This is a genomic window from Tannerella sp. (assembly GCF_052170195.1).
GTDB lineage: Bacteria > Bacteroidota > Bacteroidia > Bacteroidales > Tannerellaceae > Tannerella.
This window is the reverse complement of sequence record NZ_JBQNAZ010000008.1, coordinates 16,854-35,802: the sequence shown is the minus strand read 5'-3', so window position 1 is coordinate 35,802 and position 18,949 is coordinate 16,854. Positions and strand designations below refer to the sequence as shown.

12 protein-coding genes are annotated in these 18,949 nt (G+C 50.0%); 7 read left to right on the top strand and 5 right to left on the bottom strand.

What is annotated here, in order from left to right; translation table 11 throughout:
* Positions 1 to 30 precede the first annotated feature (30 nt).
* The 5 genes from ACTTKA_RS03870 to ACTTKA_RS03850 form a co-directional block, all read right to left on the bottom strand.
* Positions 31 to 2,421, bottom strand: a complete 2,391-nt coding sequence (locus ACTTKA_RS03870; RefSeq protein WP_442724043.1) for an outer membrane beta-barrel protein — start codon at positions 2,419 to 2,421, stop codon at positions 31 to 33.
* A gap of 28 nt (positions 2,422 to 2,449) precedes the next feature.
* Positions 2,450 to 2,851, bottom strand: a complete 402-nt coding sequence (locus ACTTKA_RS03865; RefSeq protein ID WP_442724042.1) for a DUF2141 domain-containing protein — start codon at positions 2,849 to 2,851, stop codon at positions 2,450 to 2,452.
* Between the two features lie 226 nt (positions 2,852 to 3,077).
* Entirely contained in the window at positions 3,078 to 3,590 is a 513-nt protein-coding gene (locus ACTTKA_RS03860; protein WP_442724041.1) for a methylated-DNA--[protein]-cysteine S-methyltransferase, read from the bottom strand.
* 50 nt (positions 3,591 to 3,640) lie between these two features.
* Positions 3,641 to 4,954 (bottom strand): sensor histidine kinase, encoded by a 1,314-nt coding sequence (locus tag ACTTKA_RS03855; protein ID WP_442724040.1) that lies wholly within the window; start codon positions 4,952 to 4,954, stop codon positions 3,641 to 3,643.
* Between the two features lie 5 nt (positions 4,955 to 4,959).
* On the bottom strand, positions 4,960 to 6,318 hold the full coding sequence (locus ACTTKA_RS03850) for a sigma-54-dependent transcriptional regulator (RefSeq protein WP_442724039.1): 1,359 nt from the start codon (positions 6,316 to 6,318) through the stop codon (positions 4,960 to 4,962).
* Positions 6,319 to 6,573: 255 nt separating this feature from the next.
* Here ACTTKA_RS03850 and ACTTKA_RS03845 point away from each other — a divergent pair, with 255 nt between their 5' ends.
* From ACTTKA_RS03845 to ACTTKA_RS03815, 7 genes are all read left to right on the top strand, one after another.
* A complete protein-coding gene (locus ACTTKA_RS03845; RefSeq protein WP_442724072.1) occupies positions 6,574 to 7,917 on the top strand; it encodes a TolC family protein in 1,344 nt (447 codons plus the stop codon).
* A gap of 91 nt (positions 7,918 to 8,008) precedes the next feature.
* Positions 8,009 to 8,197: a hypothetical protein gene (locus tag ACTTKA_RS03840; protein WP_442724038.1), complete on the top strand. Its 189-nt coding sequence runs from the start codon at positions 8,009 to 8,011 to the stop codon at positions 8,195 to 8,197.
* A gap of 29 nt (positions 8,198 to 8,226) precedes the next feature.
* Complete coding sequence (locus tag ACTTKA_RS03835) at positions 8,227 to 9,480, top strand: efflux RND transporter periplasmic adaptor subunit (RefSeq protein WP_442724037.1); 1,254 nt, start codon at positions 8,227 to 8,229, stop codon at positions 9,478 to 9,480.
* 359 nt (positions 9,481 to 9,839) lie between these two features.
* Positions 9,840 to 12,215: an ABC transporter permease gene (locus ACTTKA_RS03830; RefSeq protein ID WP_442724036.1), complete on the top strand. Its 2,376-nt coding sequence runs from the start codon at positions 9,840 to 9,842 to the stop codon at positions 12,213 to 12,215.
* A gap of 319 nt (positions 12,216 to 12,534) precedes the next feature.
* On the top strand, positions 12,535 to 14,865 hold the full coding sequence (locus tag ACTTKA_RS03825) for an FtsX-like permease family protein (RefSeq protein WP_442724035.1): 2,331 nt from the start codon (positions 12,535 to 12,537) through the stop codon (positions 14,863 to 14,865).
* Between the two features lie 280 nt (positions 14,866 to 15,145).
* Entirely contained in the window at positions 15,146 to 15,820 is a 675-nt protein-coding gene (locus ACTTKA_RS03820) for an ABC transporter ATP-binding protein (RefSeq protein ID WP_046824662.1), read from the top strand.
* Between the two features lie 714 nt (positions 15,821 to 16,534).
* A complete protein-coding gene (locus tag ACTTKA_RS03815) occupies positions 16,535 to 18,895 on the top strand; it encodes an ABC transporter permease (RefSeq protein ID WP_442724034.1) in 2,361 nt (786 codons plus the stop codon).
* Positions 18,896 to 18,949 lie beyond the last annotated feature (54 nt).

Sequence of the window (18,949 nt, the reverse complement as noted above, 5' to 3'; positions counted from 1 at the left end):
ATGAGTGTAAAAATATGAATTTATCATGAATTATCTTGTATCGGAAGTTCGTTTTAAACGATTCTTTTCCGCTTCCGAGCCACTCTCAAATGCGCGACTTTTAAAATGCTTTCCTGCGCTAAACGTATAGTTCAGACTGAACTTGAGATAACGGGCATCTTGCGGATTATACACTTCCGTTCGTGTTGTCAGGTGTTTCATCTCCGAAAAATAAACGATCTTACGGTCAAACACATTATTTATGCCTAATGAAGCCGTGAGACGATCATTCAACAGCTGCTTCTTCACCGAGAGATGAAACAGATGGCGAGGTTCGATACCGGAATTGGCCGAATACAGACGGCTCGTGCCGCTGTAGGTCAGTTCGAGGTAAAACTTCGCCGGCAACGAGAAGCCCGTTGTCACATTGGCGAAATAAAGGTAATGCGACACACGGCGGTCACTTTCCGTACCTCGGATATCCTGTTTTACCCCTACCAGATTAACATTCATGTCCCACCATCTCGTCGGACGGAAAGGGGCGCTCAGCACTGCATAATAATGATTTTCCGTATGATGATTTTCGGGGATGATGTACGTAACGTTCGGGTCGGACGTCTCCGTCTTCCGCACTTCCCTCACCAGATCGCGGTGCAGGTTGGCGCCGATCGAAAGCACATAACGATAGCGGTAAACGGCCGTCAGACCGATCTTATGGATATACGTCGGACGTAATGCCGGATTGCCGATGTAATACGAATACTCCGAATATTGTATCCGGTTCGGGTGGAGACGCCTGAAATTAGGACGTTCGATATTCCGTGAATACTGTCCGATCAGCATAAACGTCCGCATCGGATCGAACGAATACGTTACGTTCAGGTTCGGAAACAGATCGAAGTACGACTGACGGATACGGTGATGATGCCCGTTCGCATGCGTATATTCGCCACGCAGACCGGCCACGAGACTGAGACGATTGTATTCGGCCGAAAAGGTGCCATAGACCGCTCCGATATGTTCCGTGTAACCGAGTGAATAATGATACGCCGGAAGCGGCTGCCAGCCTGAAGGAAGAAGACTTTCGTACCGTACCGTGTCCGACATATCGTTGTGTGTGTATTTCACACCCGCAACAAGTTTTGTACGTGGCGAAAGCTGCTTGCTCAACACCCCGTCGGCCGTATAAATCCTGTAATGCGACGATGTGTTGTTCCGGTATACCGAATCCGATGTCTTTCCGTTCCGGATAAACGAGGTATGATAGTCGTTGTCACCCTCCACATGTTTGTTTGTGCAGTCGGCTATCACTTTGAAGGTTGATCCGAGCGTATCGAGCGCATGCACATAGTTCAAGGTCATCGAGCAGGTACGGTCTGTCTCTTTTTGCCGGTAGTCGCTTTCGGAGTTGACGAGGATACCGTTGGGCTTCGTTCGCGTCGTGACGCTCGACGGACTGCGGGCGCTTATGGCCGAATACTCCGCTTCAACTCCGAAGCTGTTTCGTTTGTCCGGCTCATACACGATACCCAGCCTCCCCAACCCCGAATGCAGCGTGCGATTGACGTCCGAAACCGAAAAGTAATCATGGTTGTCTCCTGTCCGGAAATTACGCGTTTCCACCGAGTTTGTTTTTCCTTCAGGCAGTATATTCGCCGATACAAACGTATTGAATGTCCAGCGTCCGGCACGGGCGTTGAGAGAGGCCGACGGCTGATAATCGGCCAACGTTTGGCTCTGTGCTGTGCCGGCTTTCACATGCCCGCTGATACCGTTCTCCAATTGTTTGCGAAGTGTCAGTTTAATCACTCCGCCGAACGAATCGGCACTGTATTCCGCTCCGGCCTGAGGGATAATCTCGACGCGCACGATGTCGGCCGAACGGAAATTACGCAGATAATCCATCAGTTCTTTGCCTTTGATCTTCAATTCGCGTTCGTTGATAAAGACTTTGGTCCCCCTTGCCCCGTTGATGGAAATACCGTTCCCATCGACCCATACGCCCGGAGCCAGTTGCAAGACTTCGATCGCATCTTTATTCAGGGTCAGCGGCATATTGTTCATCCTCATCACGAAGCGATCGGCCTCGCGTGTGATCGCCGAAGCCGTGACGGTTACTTCGTTCAGGTTCGTCTCGAGCTCCTTCAGGCAAAAATCGCCTGCTTTCGATGCCGCGTCCGAAAGATAAATGCTCTGCTCCAACGGCTGATAAGCAAGATGCCGGATGTTGATCCGGTACTTGCCCCCGACGGCCGTAAGCGAGAAGCGTCCGAGCGTATCGGTAACCGTCACGGCCGCTTGCCCGTCTTCCGTCAGCAAGGCAACCGTCGCAAACTCGACGGGCCGGCCGTTGTTGTCCGTCACCTTACCGCTTCGCTCCTGCGCCGAAGCGAAGCCGGCATAGATGACACTTGCGATAAATACAATAAGAAACCGCTTCATGGCTGTCTGTTTTTCGACACAATGAGGTTCAGCGTTTTTCCATCATTTCCTTTACGTTGATCAGTTTGATCTCGAACTTGTTTTCTCCGTCTTTGATCGTTACCTTCTCTTTCGTATTGCACGGTTCGATCGGGGTATGTTGCTCATCCATATCGAGCCGGAAATTCTCATTCAGATCCTGATATACGTAAATATTCGTTTTGCCGACCGGTACGTTTTTCAGTACGCAAACCACATCGCCTGTCGAAGTAACCGCTACCATTTCTCCGATCATCTCTTGCGGTTTCGCTTTATCTCCCGCCGCAACCATTACTTTGCCTTTCGCTTCCCTGACGCCTTTTACCACTACCGTTACATCCGCAGACTGTCCATAAAGAGATACACTCAGTCCTAAAGCAGCGAACACTCCAATCATTTTCAATGTTTTCATAACTGTTTTTTTTACCTGTTACTAAATAATTCCTTTTTTTGAATCGATTCACATCGCAAAAGTAACACGGTTTATTTTATAAACCAAATTATTTAATGAATTATTTTGCGCAAAAAGAAAATTTGATAACTGTTAGATTCGTAAAAAGATTAGAATGAACGGTTAAAATGATTTTTTGCTCGGACGATTTTGGGGAATCTTCCGATAAGCGAAGGCCGTTTTCTCTTTACGGGATGCGAAAAGCCGGAGAAGTGCGATCTTTTTGCACAACAGCCGACGCTTCGAGTTCCAGCAGTTTCTTTTTGATGTCGAGCCCGCCTCCGTAACCGGTAAGCGTTCCGTCTGCACCGATGACGCGATGGCACGGTGTAACAATCGAAATAGGGTTGCGATTGTTAGCCATTCCTGTAGCGCGATATCCATGCGGTGACCCGGCAGCTTCGGCAATCTGTTTGTACGAGCGTGTCTGTCCGTATGGAATTTCACGGAGCGTCGCCCAAACGCGCTTTTGAAAGTCTGTGCCCTGTTCGTCGAGCGGAAGGTCGAAATGTCTGCGTCGCCCTGCAAAATATTCTTTCAATTCCGTTACTGCCTGTTTCAGCAGAGGAGTTTCTTTTTTGCACGCACCGGCAGGCAGAACATGCTCGTTCCTGACGTATTTGATGGCCGTAATCCCTCGACCGTTTTCAACGATGCGTAACATGCCGACCGGCGATGCGTAATCTGTAAAATAATTCATAACGGGTAATTTTGATGTGTGCGAAGATACATCAAAAAAAGGGATGAAGTTTATGGAAACAGCAACACAAAGGTCGTTCGGTGATTGGAGGCGTTCGATTTCAGTGAGATGGAACCTCCCGAAAGACGCATGATCTGGCGTGCGACGGACAGCCCGATGCCGCTGCCTCCTTCTTTGGTCGTAAAGAATGGCGTGAAAATATGTTCGGCCTCTTCGGGCGGGATGACAGGACCGTTATTGCTGATCTCGATCACGATGGACTCATTGCTGTTGCACGAAGCCCGCACCGTGATCTGTCCGTCGGGATGGTCGGGGCCGATGGCCTGTATGGCATTTTTCAGCAGGTTGAGCACGACTTGTCCGATCAGGTCTTCGTCGGCATACAGAATCAGGTCGTCCGGGCGGATATCGGTCTGTATGGCGATATGGGAAGCATGGTGGTGGCTGGCGAGCTGTGTCATCCGTTCGATAAACCTGCCGACATAGAAGAGGGTCGGCTGCGGAGTCGGGATATGTGTAAACCGGCGGTACGATTCGACGAAGGAGATCAATCCTTTGCCGGTATCGCTGATCAGTTCGAGGCCGTTGCGGAGCTCTTCCTTCATTTCGTCGTGTCGCGAGAGGAGCGTGCTGCTGATCGAGGTGATGGGGGTGACGGAGTTCATGATCTCGTGTGTCAATACGCGCGTCAGACGAATCCATGTATCGACTTCCTTATCTTCCATTTCGCTGTTGATGTCGTTCATCGCGATAAGTTTCACGCGTTCGCCTTTCAAAACGGTTTCAGACACGCGGATAGAGAGGTTGACCGCTCCGCGTTCGTTACGGAATGAGAGGTGATATTTCTCGCCGGGCTGAAGATCGGTAAAACGTTCGGCAAGTTTCTCATCGATCCGTTCGAGCTGTCTGATGTGAGTAAATACGGGCAGTCCGAGCAGTCGGAGCGACTCGCTGTTTTGTTGGAGTACGAATCCTTTCTCGTTGATGACGACGATCCCTGTGTTGACTGAGTTCATAATCATCTCATAATATTTCTCCCGTTCTTTCGCGTCGGCTTTTGCCTGCAGGAGAATCTGGAGGATACGGTTCAGCGACTCGTTAATGATGCGCTCTTCGGCAGCATGCCGTGCCGTAGCGTAATGAAAAGCGTAATCGTTGTTATCCACGGCGTCGAACATGAAGGAGACCTTGCGGAGGTTGCGACGATAGAGCCGTACGCTCCATCCGAAGGCAAAAGCGACGGACAGCAGGCTTGCGGTAGCGGTGATCCAGCGATGCTGCATCACGAATACCGTGCTTGCGGCAACGAGTGCTGCAAGAACAGTCAGTCGAAACGTCAGGCTGTTGTACAATCGCTTGTCCATCGAGGTCAGAGTCCGTAACGTTTGATCTTATTGTAGAGCGTCTGTCGCGAGATGCCGAGTTCGGAAGCCACGAGCGAGAGATTGCCGCGGTGCTTATCCATCGTGCGGCGGATCATGCGGCATTCCATCTCTTCGAGTGTGGTCGCATCGTTCGGCGGAGATTCGGACGGAGGGGCGGCGGACGGGAAATCGAAATCGTCTGCATCGAGCATCTTTCCGTCGCTGATGATAACGGCTTTCTCGATGGCATGTTCAAGTTCGCGGATATTGCCGTACCAGGGTTGCGCCTTCAGTTTATCGCACGCGGCAGGCGTGAGGATCAGTTCCGGCTTGCCGTACAACTGTGCCTGTTTACGGAGCAGGATATGTGCCAGCGGCGCGATGTCGTCCGTCCGTTCGCGCAGCGGCGGGATATGCAGGTGAATGGTGTTGATGCGATAGAGCAGGTCTTCCCGGAAAAGTTCTTTCCTGACCATGGCATCGAGGTCGCGGTTCGTGGCGCACAGGAGGCGGATATTGACCGGTATGGGCGTATTGCTCCCGACGCGCACGATGCTGCGCTGTTGCAGGGCTGTGAGCAGCTTGGCCTGCAAATGATAGGAGAGATTGCCGATCTCGTCGAGAAAGAGCGTGCCGTTATCGGCTGCTTCAAACTTGCCGGGACGGTCGGAGTGAGCGCCGGTGAATGCGCCTTTGACATGCCCGAAAAGCTCGCTCTCAAAGAGGGTTTCGGTAACGGCGCCCATATCGACGGCCACCATCGGATGACGATGACGTGCCGACAGCCGGTGAATCTCGCGTGCAATCATTTCTTTTCCCGTGCCGTTCTCGCCCGTGATCAGGATATTGGCATCGGTATACGCCACTTTCTCCGCGAGCATGCGCAGTTGCTGCATCGCTTCGCAGTCGCCCCAAAACATACGGCTTGTCTCGGCGGCGACGGTGGCCGCCTGTCGTTTGTCTTGCAGCGTGCGGGCCCGGAGAGCCGTCTGCAAGGCTTCGGTCAGTTTGTCGTTGTCCCAGGGTTTGACAACGAAGTCCGAAGCGCCTTCTTTGATGCCTCGCACGGCCAGCTCGATATCGGCGTATGCCGTAAAGAGTACAACCTGTACCGAGGCGTCGATCTTCTTGATCAGGGAGAGCCAGAAAAGGCCTTCATTCCCGCTGTTGATCCCTGCACTGAAGTTCATATCGAGCAATACCACATCCACCGGTTCGTCGTGCAGAATCGTTCGGATGCGGTCGGGCGCGGAGGTTGTGATTACCCGGGCAAACTGTGGTCGCAGCAGCAATTCCACGGCCGCAAGGATGCCCTTGTTGTCGTCGACCACGAGAATGGTACCTTGTCGTTTCGTCTTGTTCATACGTTTTCTTCTTTTGTTTCAATCCGCAGAAAGATTGATATCATATATATAATGTATAGGCGTGTACATGCCCGATACGCGGACAAAATTAAGAAAAAAAGCGATGCGGGGGGCAGTGTCCAAAAATTGGACGCCGGTGTCTAATTTTTGGACACCGGCAGCTTCCTGATAATTCTGTAAATCGTTGAATCGTAAAGCCCTTTATATTTTGGCATGGTTTTGGCATCTTATATATCGTGAACTAATTTTGAAATGATGAGGAAGATTTTTTGGAATATGTTTTTAAGTATCGCGATTACGTCGGGGGGGATAGCTCAGGAACGATACTGGACGATGGACGACTGCATGCGCTATGCGGTGGAAAATAGTCCGAAGGTGCGACAGAAGCAGCATTTGAACGACTCGTACAGGGCGGAGCACCATTCGGCGGTGGCGAGCTTCTTCCCGTCGATCGGTGCAAATGTAGGCGGGCAATTCAGCTTCGGACGGTCTATCGACCCGAAAACGAATACGTATAACAACATCTCGACGTTTAACAATTCCTACGGAATCAGCGCTTCTCTGCCTCTCTTTGACGGCGGACAGCTGATCAACAACCGGAAGATGACGCATATCCGCCGTTTGTACGGTCTTCAGGAAGAACAACGTGCCAAAGACGATGTGGCGCTGGCCGTGATGGAGGCGTTTATCAACATGGTCTACTACCGGGGGACGGTGAAACTGGCTTCCGACAAGTTGAATGAAAGCAGGCATACCCTCTACAAAACACGCCGGATGGAAGAACTGGGCATGAAAGGCAAAGCCGACGTAGCGCAGTTCGAGGCTCAGGTAGCGGCCGACGATTATAACCTGACCCGCCAACAAAACCTCTACGCGTCGGCCTTCTTGAAACTCCGGGAGAACATGAATTACGGCGGGGCCGACTCGTTACGCATCGATACGGCCGTCTACGTGCCCGAAACGCTCTCCTTCCCCGAGTCGGTCAGCGATATTTACGCGTACGCCGGCACGCATAACCCCGTCGCGCTCTCGGCCCAATACCAATCCAAGGCCGCCCGCTACGAATACCGAATGGCCAAAGGGGCCATCTTCCCTCGACTATCGTTCGAGGCCGGCGTATCGACCAACTTTTTCAAAAATCTGTCGAGCGGAGAAACCGTTTCGTTCGGAAAGCAGTTTTTCGACAATAACCGCGGCGAATACCTTGCCATGGTGCTCCGTATCCCCTTGTTCGACGGACTGAGACGATATAGCGAGGCGCGTCGTGCGCGTAACGCCATGCGGATTGCCAACGAACAGCGCGAAGAAGTGATGCGACAGTTACAGACAGCTGTCGAACAGGCCGTTTTAGATCGAGACGGATTTGCAAAAGAAACCGTACAGATGGAAAAAAAAGTAGAAGCAGACGAAATCTCCTATCATCTTACTCTGCGCAAATACGAAGAAGGCCTGATGAGTCCGATCGATCTGCAAACGGCAGCCAATACGCTAATCGAGGCGCGTGCCAACCTGTTGCAAAAACGATTGTCGTATATGCTTAAAAGCAGATTGGTGGCATATTATAAAGGAGAAGGAATCATCGGGAAACCCGAAGAATAATCACGGCATGTCGGAAGGGTAAAATGCAATGTCGGAAAGGTAAAACGCGATGTCAAATCGGTAAAACGTAACGTCAGAACGGAAAAATGCGATGCCAGAAGAAAAAAATGCACCGTCAGAGGAGAAAAATACAATGTCAAATCGAAAAAATGCGATGTCAGATCAAAAAAATGCAATGTCAAATCGGAAAAACGTAACGTCAGATCGAAAAAATGCGATGTCAGATCGAAAAAATGCAACGTCAGAAGAGAAAAATATACTGTCAGGCTTATATTTATAACATGGAATAGAATATAAATACTTACTGCAATGGATATACAATTGGAAAAAAAGAAAGGGATACGAAAAAAACATCTTCCCTATATTGTCGGGGGGATTGCTTTTTTATTGCTTGTCGGATGGATGATTTTCGGCAATCATGCGTCGACGCTGCGTGTCGACGCGCGAGGCATCAGCATCGGCCATGTAACCCATGAACAGTTCAATGATTTTGTGCGTGTAGACGGGCAGGTACAGCCGATCACGGTCGTGCAGCTCAGCCCCGAAGAGGGCGGAATCGTGCAGGAAAAAGTCGTAGAAGAAGGGGCGCAGGTACGCAGAGGAGATATCATCGTCCGGCTGAGCAACTCGAACCTCGACCTGCAAATCCTGAATGCCGAGGCCGAACTGGCCGAAAAGCAGAACCTGCTGCGCAATACACAGGTGACAATGGAACAAGACCGCCTCCGGAACAAGACGGAGAAACTGCAACTCGACCTCGACATCACACGGCGACAGCGGACGTACCGTCAGCAGGAAAAACTCTACGACGAGAAGCTGATCGCCCGCGAGGATTTCCTGCAAGCGAAAGAAGACTACGAACTGGCGCAGCAAAAGCATGCACTCATCATCGAGCGGCTGCATCAGGACTCGATCTATCGATCTATTCAGATGGATCAGATGGAAGATAACCTCGCGAACATGCGGCGTAACGTGCTGCTCATCCGCGAACGTAAGGAGAACCTGAACGTGCGCTCCCAGATCGATGGCGAGCTCGGACTGTTGGACGTCGTGCTCGGACAGAATGTTTCACCCGGACAAAAAATCGGACAGATCAACGATCTCTCGGACTACAAGGTCGAAGCCTTGATCGACGAGCATTACATCGACCGTGTAAAAGCCGGGCTGGCCGCCACCTTCGAGCGGCAGGGAGGGAATTTCGAGCTGTCCGTCCGCAAAGTCTATCCCGAAGTGCGAGACGGTAAATTCCGCACAGACTTTGTCTTTACCGGCGAACGCCCCGACAATATCCGAAGCGGGCAAACATACTACATCAATCTTCAGCTCGGACAACCCACCGAAAGCATCATCATCCCGAAGGGTACGTTCTTTCAGAGTACGGGCGGAAACTGGATATTTGTGCTCGATAAAGACGGGAAAAAGGCTTACCGCCGCAAAATCAGGATCGGCCGGCAGAACCCGCAGTATTACGAAGTGCTCGAAGGCCTCGAAGCCGGCGAACGCGTCGTGATCTCAAGCTACGAAAGCTATAAAAACAGTGAAATACTGATCCTGTCAAAGTGAATCGTTGTTGAATTGTTGAATTGTTGAATTGTTGAATTGTTGAGTTGTTGAATTGTTGAATTGTTGAATTGTTGAACTGTTGAGTTGTTGAATTGTTTGCTGAAAACCGAAAACTGAATGACCATTGACAATTTGGGGAAAAGCCCTGAAAGGGCGCATTAATTCAGCCCAATGCGCAGCGTTGGGAGAAAAAGTAACCCCACGTCGGAGGGCTGTAAGCCTGAATTAATGTTGGTGTAATTGTTGAACTGTTGAGTTGTTGAACTGTTGAGTTGTTGAACTGTTGAATTGTTGAAATGTTGAGTTGTTTAAACGACTAAACAACTCAACATCCGAAGGACTGAAAACTAAATAAAAAAATGAAACGGGAAATGATCATTGCGCTTCGTTCGTTGACCAAACACGGACGGAACAACGGAATTAAGATTATCTCGCTGGCCGCGGGGCTTGCGATGGGATTGGTGTTGATTGCCAAAGTCTGCTTTGAGCAGTCGTACGATGCGTTCTATCCCGATTCGGAACGTATTTACCGGCTGAACCAGAAAATCATTCAGAATAATGAGCTGAAAGAATATCCTCAAGTGAGCGGCGGCGTGGCCGTCGGGATGAGGGAAGAGGTGCCCGGCGTGGAAATGGCTACGCGATGCACCGGAATTTACGACGGCGAAGCGTATACCGACGATGGAAAAGGATATACGATATCCGTGATTGCCGCCGACGAATACTTCTTCGATGTGTTTCCGCGCAAGATATTGCAGGGAGATGCGAAAGCAGTCTTATCGAAGAAAGGCGCGGTGTTGATCTCGGAAGAGCTGGCTCGGAAGATCGGGGGCGACGTCATGGGGAAAACACTTTGCCTCGGAAGCAAGAATAAGAATAAAATCCCTGTCGGCGGCGTCTTTGAAACCGTCCCGGAGAATGCTCATCAGCGTTACGATGCAGTCATAACCCTTCAGGTCATGGTCTCACCCGATTATGACGGTACCATGAACTGGTTGGGGAATGACCGTTATCGCGGCTATGTGAAGCTGTATCCCGGTGTCGAGCCCGACAGTCTGGCCGAACCGATGCGGGCAATGCAGAGGAAATATCAGGATTTTGAGGCCTTGAAAAAGGCCGGTGTCGATCTGAGTTATACGCTTACCCGCCTGACCGACCTGCATCGAAAGACACCTGAGGTAAAATCGATGACTTCGTTGCTGATCATGCTCGCTTTCGTACTGATCTTCGCGGCGGTGATGAACTACGTGTTAGTCGTTATTTCGTCGTTTGTCAGCCGAACGAAGGAAGTAGCCGTACATAAATGTTACGGAGCGTCGGGCAGAAACATCAGCGGAATGATCGTTTCCGAAACGTTTCTTCATCTGTTGATTTCGATTGCGCTGGCGCTGTTGCTTATCTTTGCGTTTCGCGGCACGGTAGAAGAGTTGCTGGCCGCGTCGCTTCAGGCGCTTTTCTCGTCGCAGAGCATTACGATCCTTGTGGTCGTGTGTATGGTCGTGTTTCTCGTAACGGGGCTGCTCCCCGGTCATCTTTTCGCGCGTATCCCCGTCGGGGCGGCTTTCCGGAATTATCGGGAATCGCGCCGTTACTGGAAACTTGCGCTGCTGTTCGTACAATTTATCGGCGTAGGCTTCCTGTTCTCTTTCCTTGTGATCATTACCCTTCAGCATAAACGAATGACCAACGACCATCCCGGATATAACTGCGAGCATCTCGCCTATTTCAATATGGGGGGAACTGATTCTACGCTGCGCTCCAAAATCGTCGACGAGGTGGGACGTCTTCCCGAAGTGGCCGCCGTCACCACGTTTTCGGAGCTTCCTTTCGAAAAACAGTCCGGAAATAACGTCTACCTTCCGGGCAATGATCGTGAACTATTTAATATTGCAGACCTGTACTGGGTGGGTAACCGTTATCTGGAAACGATGGAAATCCCGGTCGTGGAAGGACGTTCGTTTACGGAAAACGTGCCATCGTCGCGCGAAGTAATGGTCAGCCGCCGGTTTGTGGAGAAAATGAAGAACTTTGTCGACTGGAGCGACGGGGCGATCGGCAAAGAAATTCTGATTACGGAACACAGTCAGAGTATGAAACAGCCTTTTACCATTTGCGGCGTATACGAAGATATCCGCATCAACAGCATCGAGAACGAAGATACGCGCCCTTCGGTGATGTTCTATGCTCCCGATGTGCGATGGACACGCATGCTGCTGGTTAAGTTTCATACCTTGACGCCGGAAGGTATGACGCATGTGCAGGAAACGATACAGGCGTTGCTGCCCGATCAGAATGTGGCGATAAACGACTGGCGTGCGGAGATGACGAATTTATACCGTTCTTCGCGACTGTTTCGCGATTCGGTAATGATCGGATGTATCATTACCTTAATTATTGCGTTGACCGGATTGATCGGATATACGCGCGATGAGATCAACCGTCGCCGGAAAGAAATAGCGATCCGTAAAATCAACGGGGCAACCTTTAAAGAAGTCTTGTTACTCTTCGAGCGTGACATCATTCGTATAGCCGTTCCCGCATTGATCGGCGGCTGTGCTCTGGCAGCGTATTCGGCCGCCGGATGGCTTTCGGGCTTCTCCGAAAAGGTGTCGCTGGCATGGTACCTGTTCGCGATATGCGGCCTGATGATGCTGGGAGTCATCATAACCGTGGTGGCATTCCATGTACGGAGTGCGGCGAACGATAACCCTGTGAAAAGTTTGAGGAGTGAATAGGTGAAGAGTGAAAAACGAAAAGTGAAGAGTGAAAAACGAAAAGTGAAAAGTGAAGAACGAAAAGTGAAAAGTGATGCCCTTCGGGCGTTGAGTTGTTGAATTGTTGAGTTGTTTGTTACTGACCGCTGAAAACTAAATGACCATTGACAATTTGAGAAAAAGCCCTGAAAGGGCGCGTTAATTCAGCCCAATGCGCAGCGTTGGGAGAAAAAAGCAACCCCACGTCAGAGGGCTGTAAGCCTGAGTTAATGTTGGTGTAATTGTTGAGTTGTTTGCTGATTACTGAATACTGATCGCTGACTGCTAAAAAATAAAAAATATGAACTTAAAATCTTTTTTGAAGTTTCTTTCCAGAAACAAATTGTATACGGCAATTAATGTCGTCGGTCTTTCCGTATCGCTGATGTTTGTGATCCTGATCGGTATTTATGTCGTACAGGAGCTGTCGGTCGATCGGTTTCAGCAGGATGGCGACCGCATCTACATCTTGGGAGATGTGAATAAGGACGGTAGCAGGGACTATCTGAATGCTTTGCCCGTAGCATGGCGCGTGCAGGAACGTTATCCGGAGGTGGAGGCTGTCTGTCCCGTGGTGATAGAAACCATGCCTCAACATGTTAAATTGCAGAAGGGAGCGGACGAAAGTCTGAAGACCACTCTGCTCATGGCGGATTCTTCATTCTTCTCCTTCTTTTCGTTCGGCTTGAAAAAAGGGCTGGAGCATCGTGTCTTGGAGTCGATGCAGTCGGCCGTCGTATCGGAATCGTTTGCGCAGCGTGCATTCGGCAATGAAAGCCCGATGGGCAGGAGTATCTGGCTGAACGATACAGTGTCGGTGATCGTCAGTGGCGTGATGGAAGATATGAAACCGTCCGTCATCCCTTCATCCGATATCGTCATCCGTGTCGAGCATCTACCGACATTCAACAGTTCGGTCGGTTTGACAAATTATAACAATGCAGGCAGTACGGTGGCTTTCCTGAAATTGAAAGCCGGCGCTGACCTGTCGGCCAAACTCGACGATATGCGCGACTGGTTCAAAACGTTCTATTGGATGTATGCGAAAGGCTATTCCGAACAACCGACTTTGACGAAGCTGCCCGATGTGTATTTCTCTCAGGCCGGTTGGCCTTTGAAAGGCGGTGATAAACGGTTTGTCCTGATTCTGACATCGGTCGGATTAGTGATTCTTATTTTCTCCATCATCAATTACATCAACCTGACAATGGCGCAATCGGGTTTCCGTGCCAAGGAGATGGCGCTGCGGCGGCTGCTCGGTTCGGAACGTACAATGCTTTTCATGCGATTGTTGTTCGAATCGTTCGTGATGGTGCTGGTGTCGTTTGGTGTGGGGATATTGCTTGCGGGCTGCTTCGTGCCTTTCGTGAATGACCTTCTGCAAACCGAAATCTCCTTGCGCATCTTACTTACGCCGGCAGGTGTCGGAGCTATGGCAGCTGTGATTGCCGTGCTGAGCGTCTTATCGGGATTGCTTCCGGCCGTCATGATATCGAACACGAAACCGATTGAGGTGGTGCGCGGTACGTTCCGTCGCCGCACGAAGATGACCTTCAGCAAGGTGTTTATCACGCTGCAAAATGTCGTAACGATCGTGATGATCGCGTGCGCCTTGACGATGTATCTGCAAATACGCTATCTCATCGATGCGCCTTTAGGATACCGGACGGAGAATATTATCGATATGTGGAATAATTTCGACAATCCGGAGCAGTCGAGCGTGTTTCGGAATGAGGTGCGGCAGTTGGCGTGCGTGCGTCGTGTGGCGGTGTCGCAGGGTACGCCTTTTAACCGAGGTAATAATTACAGCGGAAGCTACGAGGGGAAGAATATCAGTTCGCAAAATATCAATGGCGATTCAACTTTTTTCAGTATGCTCGGTCTGGAGATCATCCGCAATAATCGCCTTGCACCGGGTGAAGGCGCTTTCGTGAACGAAGAATTTCTACGCCAGACCAGCCTTTCGGAAGAGGCTCCGTATTTTCATTATTATGACCGCGAGATCAAAATAGCCGGTGTGATCAGGGACTTCCAGATGGCAAACATTACGCATGTCAAAGAACCTGTTTTTATGAAAGTGCAAAAAGAAGCAGACATAAATGCGTGGAATATCCTGATCGAGGTGCAGGGTGATCCTTACGAAGCTTATCGTGAGATTGCAATTGTTTATCAACGTATTACCGACCGCGAGTTCGAAGGAAAATATATTGATCAGCAGGTGATGGACTCGTTCGATTCGCAGCGACGGACGGCGAAGATCGTTACGCTTTTTGCGGGGATTGCCGTGCTGATTTCGCTGCTTGGATTGTTGGCCATGTCGACGTATTTTATCCGTCAGCGGCTGAAAGAAGTAGCGGTGCGCAAAGTGTTCGGTTCGACAACGAATGAAGTGATGAGAAGGTTAGTACGAACATTCCTTTCGTATGTGGGGATGGCATTCGTAGTTGCCGTACCGTTGATCTGGTATTTTATGAGCGGGTGGCTGTCGGATTATGCGTATCGCATATCGCTCTCGGTGTGGATTTATCTTACAGCCTTTGTATTTTGCCTGATCATCTCGTTTCTTACGGTCTTCTGGCAAGCGCTGCGTGCGGCACGTACGAACCCGGTGAAAAGTTTGAGGAGTGAATAGATGAAAGTGAAAAACGAAAAGTGAAAAGTGAAGAGTGATGCCCTTCGGGCGTTGAGTTGTTGAATTGTTGAGTTGTTTGTTACTGATCGCTGAAAACTAAATGACCATTGACAATTTGAGAAAAAGCCCTGAAAGGGCGCGTTAATTCAGCCCAATGCGCAGCGTTGGGAGAAAAAAGCAACCCCACGTCAGAAGGCTGTAAGCCTGAATTAATGTTGGTGTAATTGTTGAGTTGTTTGCTGATTACTGAATACTGAAAACTAAATAAAAAATAACAATCATGATTAAAGTAGAAAATTTGACGAAGTATTTTGAGACGGAAGAAGTGCAGACGATTGCGCTGAACAAGGTATCGATGGAAGTGAAAGATGGCGAATTTGTCGCGATTATGGGCCCTTCGGGCTGCGGCAAATCAACCCTGCTGAACATCCTCGGACTGTTGGATAACCCGACCGAAGGGAATTATTTCCTCGGCGAACATGAAGTCGGCCATCTCAAAGAGAAAGAGCGTACACAGGTGCGCAAAGGCAATATCGGGTTCGTGTTCCAGAGTTTCAACCTGATCGACGAACTGAACGTGTTCGAGAACGTAGAACTGCCGCTGACGTATCTCGGCATCAAATCCGCCGAACGTAAGGAACGTGTAGCCGCCATCCTGAAGCGGATGAGCATCGGCCATCGGGCAAAGCATTTCCCGCAACAGCTCTCGGGCGGACAACAGCAGCGTGTGGCCATCGCACGTGCTGTGGTCGCTAACCCGAAGCTGATCCTCGCCGACGAGCCGACAGGTAACCTCGACTCGAAAAACGGTCTCGAAGTGATTCAACTGCTGACCGAGCTGCACAATGAGGGTACAACGATCGTCATGGTTACTCACTCGCAGCACGATGCAGGCTTTGCCGACCGCATCGTCAACCTCTTCGACGGACAAATCGTGCATACGACAAGACTGTAGGAGATAAACGAAAAGCATATTTTCTTAAGTAGTCAAAGCGGTTAATGTAGACGGGCAACCCTCAGTGTTCGCCCGTCATAACACCGAAATGAACATCCCCCGTCCCCCCCTTCAAAGGGGGGAAGAGCAGAAGCGAAGCGTTGAGGAAACAGGCGACCCCCTCGGCGGAGGGCTGTTAATTCAATTGTTAATTGTTATGCCGGGTACACGCCGAATCATGTATTTAGAAAATAACCATTGACAATTAACCATTGACCATTCATTTCGGCGTTCGTCCTTGGGCCTCGGGCGGTGAGCCGACGGAGCAGCGAGTGGGGCGAAAGAAAATCAGGCTGTCCGAGCGAAGCGAGTTACCTGATTTTCCGGCCTGCAAGCGTCGCGAAGGCGTGCGAAGCGCACGAAGCCTTGACTTTTTGGTTACTTTTGGGTCAAGCCAAAAGTGACAAAAGAGCACTCTGAATGACAAAAGTAGGAGGAATTACGAATTACGAACGCCCCCTTTGTCATTCCGAACGTAGTGAGGAATCTCGCGGGGAAGAGAAAAGAGATTCTTCGCTTCGCTCTGAATGACAAAAGACCGAACGCAGAGGTACATCCCCCGTCCCCCCTTCAAAGGGGGGAAGAGCGAAGCGAAAGGGGGGATGTTATCCCTTCAAAGGGGAAATGCAGAGCAGACCGCTGACTACTGATCGCTAACAAATAAAAGAAACAGAAATGAAAACGATATACAGAAATCTATTGAGTGTGATTCGCCGTTTTAAAATGGCGACATTGTTAAACGTGGCGGGGTTGTCGGTCGCCTTCGCCGCGTTCATGGTGATTATGATGCAGGTCGATTACGACCGGATGTTCGACACCTCCGATCCCAACCACGACCGCATCTTCCGCGTCGAGTTTATGTATCAGGAGAACGCGCAGGTAGTCATCAATCGACCGTTGGCCGAAGCTTTTTTTGCTTCTTCGCCGCATATTGTTGCTGGTGCGCTGTCTTCTCCTTATAGTACCGACCGGTTTTTTTCCGTCGAAAATAATGGTATCAAACAGTTTTATGAAGAGAAATGTGTACAGGTTTCTCCCGAATATACGGAAGTGTTCACGTTCGATTTTGTCGGAGGAACGAAGGAAGTATTAAAGCAGCCGGATCATGTGATGATACCGCTTAGCATGGCACAGAAACTGTTTGGCAATGAACCAGCCGTAGGCAGACAATTGACCGGTCGGCACAGTAATATGACCGTCGGTGCGGTGTACCGGGACTTCCCGGCTAATACCCTTGTACGGAATATTGTGTACGCTACGATCCCCCCGAACGAGAACAAAACGAATTGGGGAAATTGGAACTATCAGATGTTTGTTCGGATGGACGATCCAGACAATATGCCCTCTGTCTATGAAAACTTTAAAAAGAATAACAAAGCCAATCCGCAGATGATCGGACAAACGGACGAATTCGATTGGGAAAAACTAAATGCAGCCTTGCGTTTTACTCCTTTGACCGAGGTGCATTATGTAACCGATGCGATCTTTGATTTTACTCCCAAAGCCAGCCGGCAGACCTTGCGGGTCTTATTTGCCATAGCCATTGTCGTGATTGTAATTGCGGGGATTAATTTTACGAATTTCAGCACGGCGCTGACACCTGTGCGGATCAAAAGCATCAATACGCAAAAAGTGCTGGGAGGGAGTCAGGGTGCCATTCGGCGGTCATTGGTCTTGGAGGCGATGCTGATCAGTTTATTTTCGTATGTGATAGCCATCGGGTTAGTGATGTTGTTTGCCCGTACGGAGCTCTCGTCGCTTGTCGATGCGGACTTGTCGGTCGCTTCGCAGCCGCTGATCGTGGGAGGAACAGCACTGATCGCGTTGCTGACGGGGCTACTGGCCGGACTGTATCCGTCGTTCTACATGACCTCGTTCCCTCCTGCACTGGTATTGAAAGGGAGCTTCGGATTGTCGCCGAAAGGCCGGGCGCTGCGCAACGCGCTTATCAGCGTGCAGTTTATCGCTTCGTTTGCATTGCTGATCGGTGCGTCGTTTATGTATTTGCAAAATCATTTTATGCAGCACACACCGTTGGGATACGAAAAAGATGCGCTGATCGTCACGAATATCAATTCGCAAATTAATAAAAGTCTGGACGCTTTTACGAACCGTATGAAAGAATTTGCCGGAGTCGAAGACGTTACGTATGCCGAGCAGTTGTTGTCCAGCACCGACTTTTATATGAGTTGGGGACGGGATTACCAAGATAAGGAAATTCAATATCAAGTGCTTCCTGTCAATTATTCCTTTTTGGAAGTGATGGGTATTCCGGTTACGGAAGGACGCGATTTCCGTATCGAAGATACGAATACCCGTTACGGTGCGTATGTCTTTAACGAACGTGCACGCCGAGAGTTTGGATTGGAGTTAGGCACGATGATCGACAGCACGGAGATCGTTGGCTTTATGCCTGACGTGAAGTTTGCTTCGTTCCGTACCGAAGTAACTCCGATGGCGTTCTTCGTCTGGGGCACCCAAAACTGGGGCCGTTGGCCGAATCATGCCTATGTCAAGGTAAAGGCCGGATCGGATATGCGGGCGGCAATAGAGCATGTACGCACCGTGCTGGCTGAGTTCGACCCCGAATATCCGTTCAACGTCCGATTCTTCGACGACGTTTTGCAGCAGTTGTATGAAAAGGAGGGAGCGCTTAGCATGCTGATTACGCTGTTCAGTATGATTGCTATTTTTATCTCTATCGTCGGTGTCTTCGGTTTGGTAGTGTTCGACAGCGAGTATAGGAAAAAAGAAATCGGTATCCGCAAAGTATTCGGTTCGACGACACAGCAGATTCTGGTGATGTTCAACAAGACCTATCTGAAGATCGTCGTCGTTTGTTTTGTCTTTGCCGCCCCTGCGGCGTATTACGCGGTAGTGAAGTGGCTCGAAAACTTTGCCTACAAGACCCCGCTTTACTGGTGGGTGTTCGCCCTGTCGTTCGCAGTAGTGGCCTTCGTGACGTTCGCCACAGTGACCTTTCAAAACTGGCGTGCGGCGAATGCCAATCCGGTGAAAAGTCTGAGAAGTGAATAGTGAATAGTGAAAAGTAAAAAGTGAATAATGAAAAAAGTAGTAAAGCAGTTAATG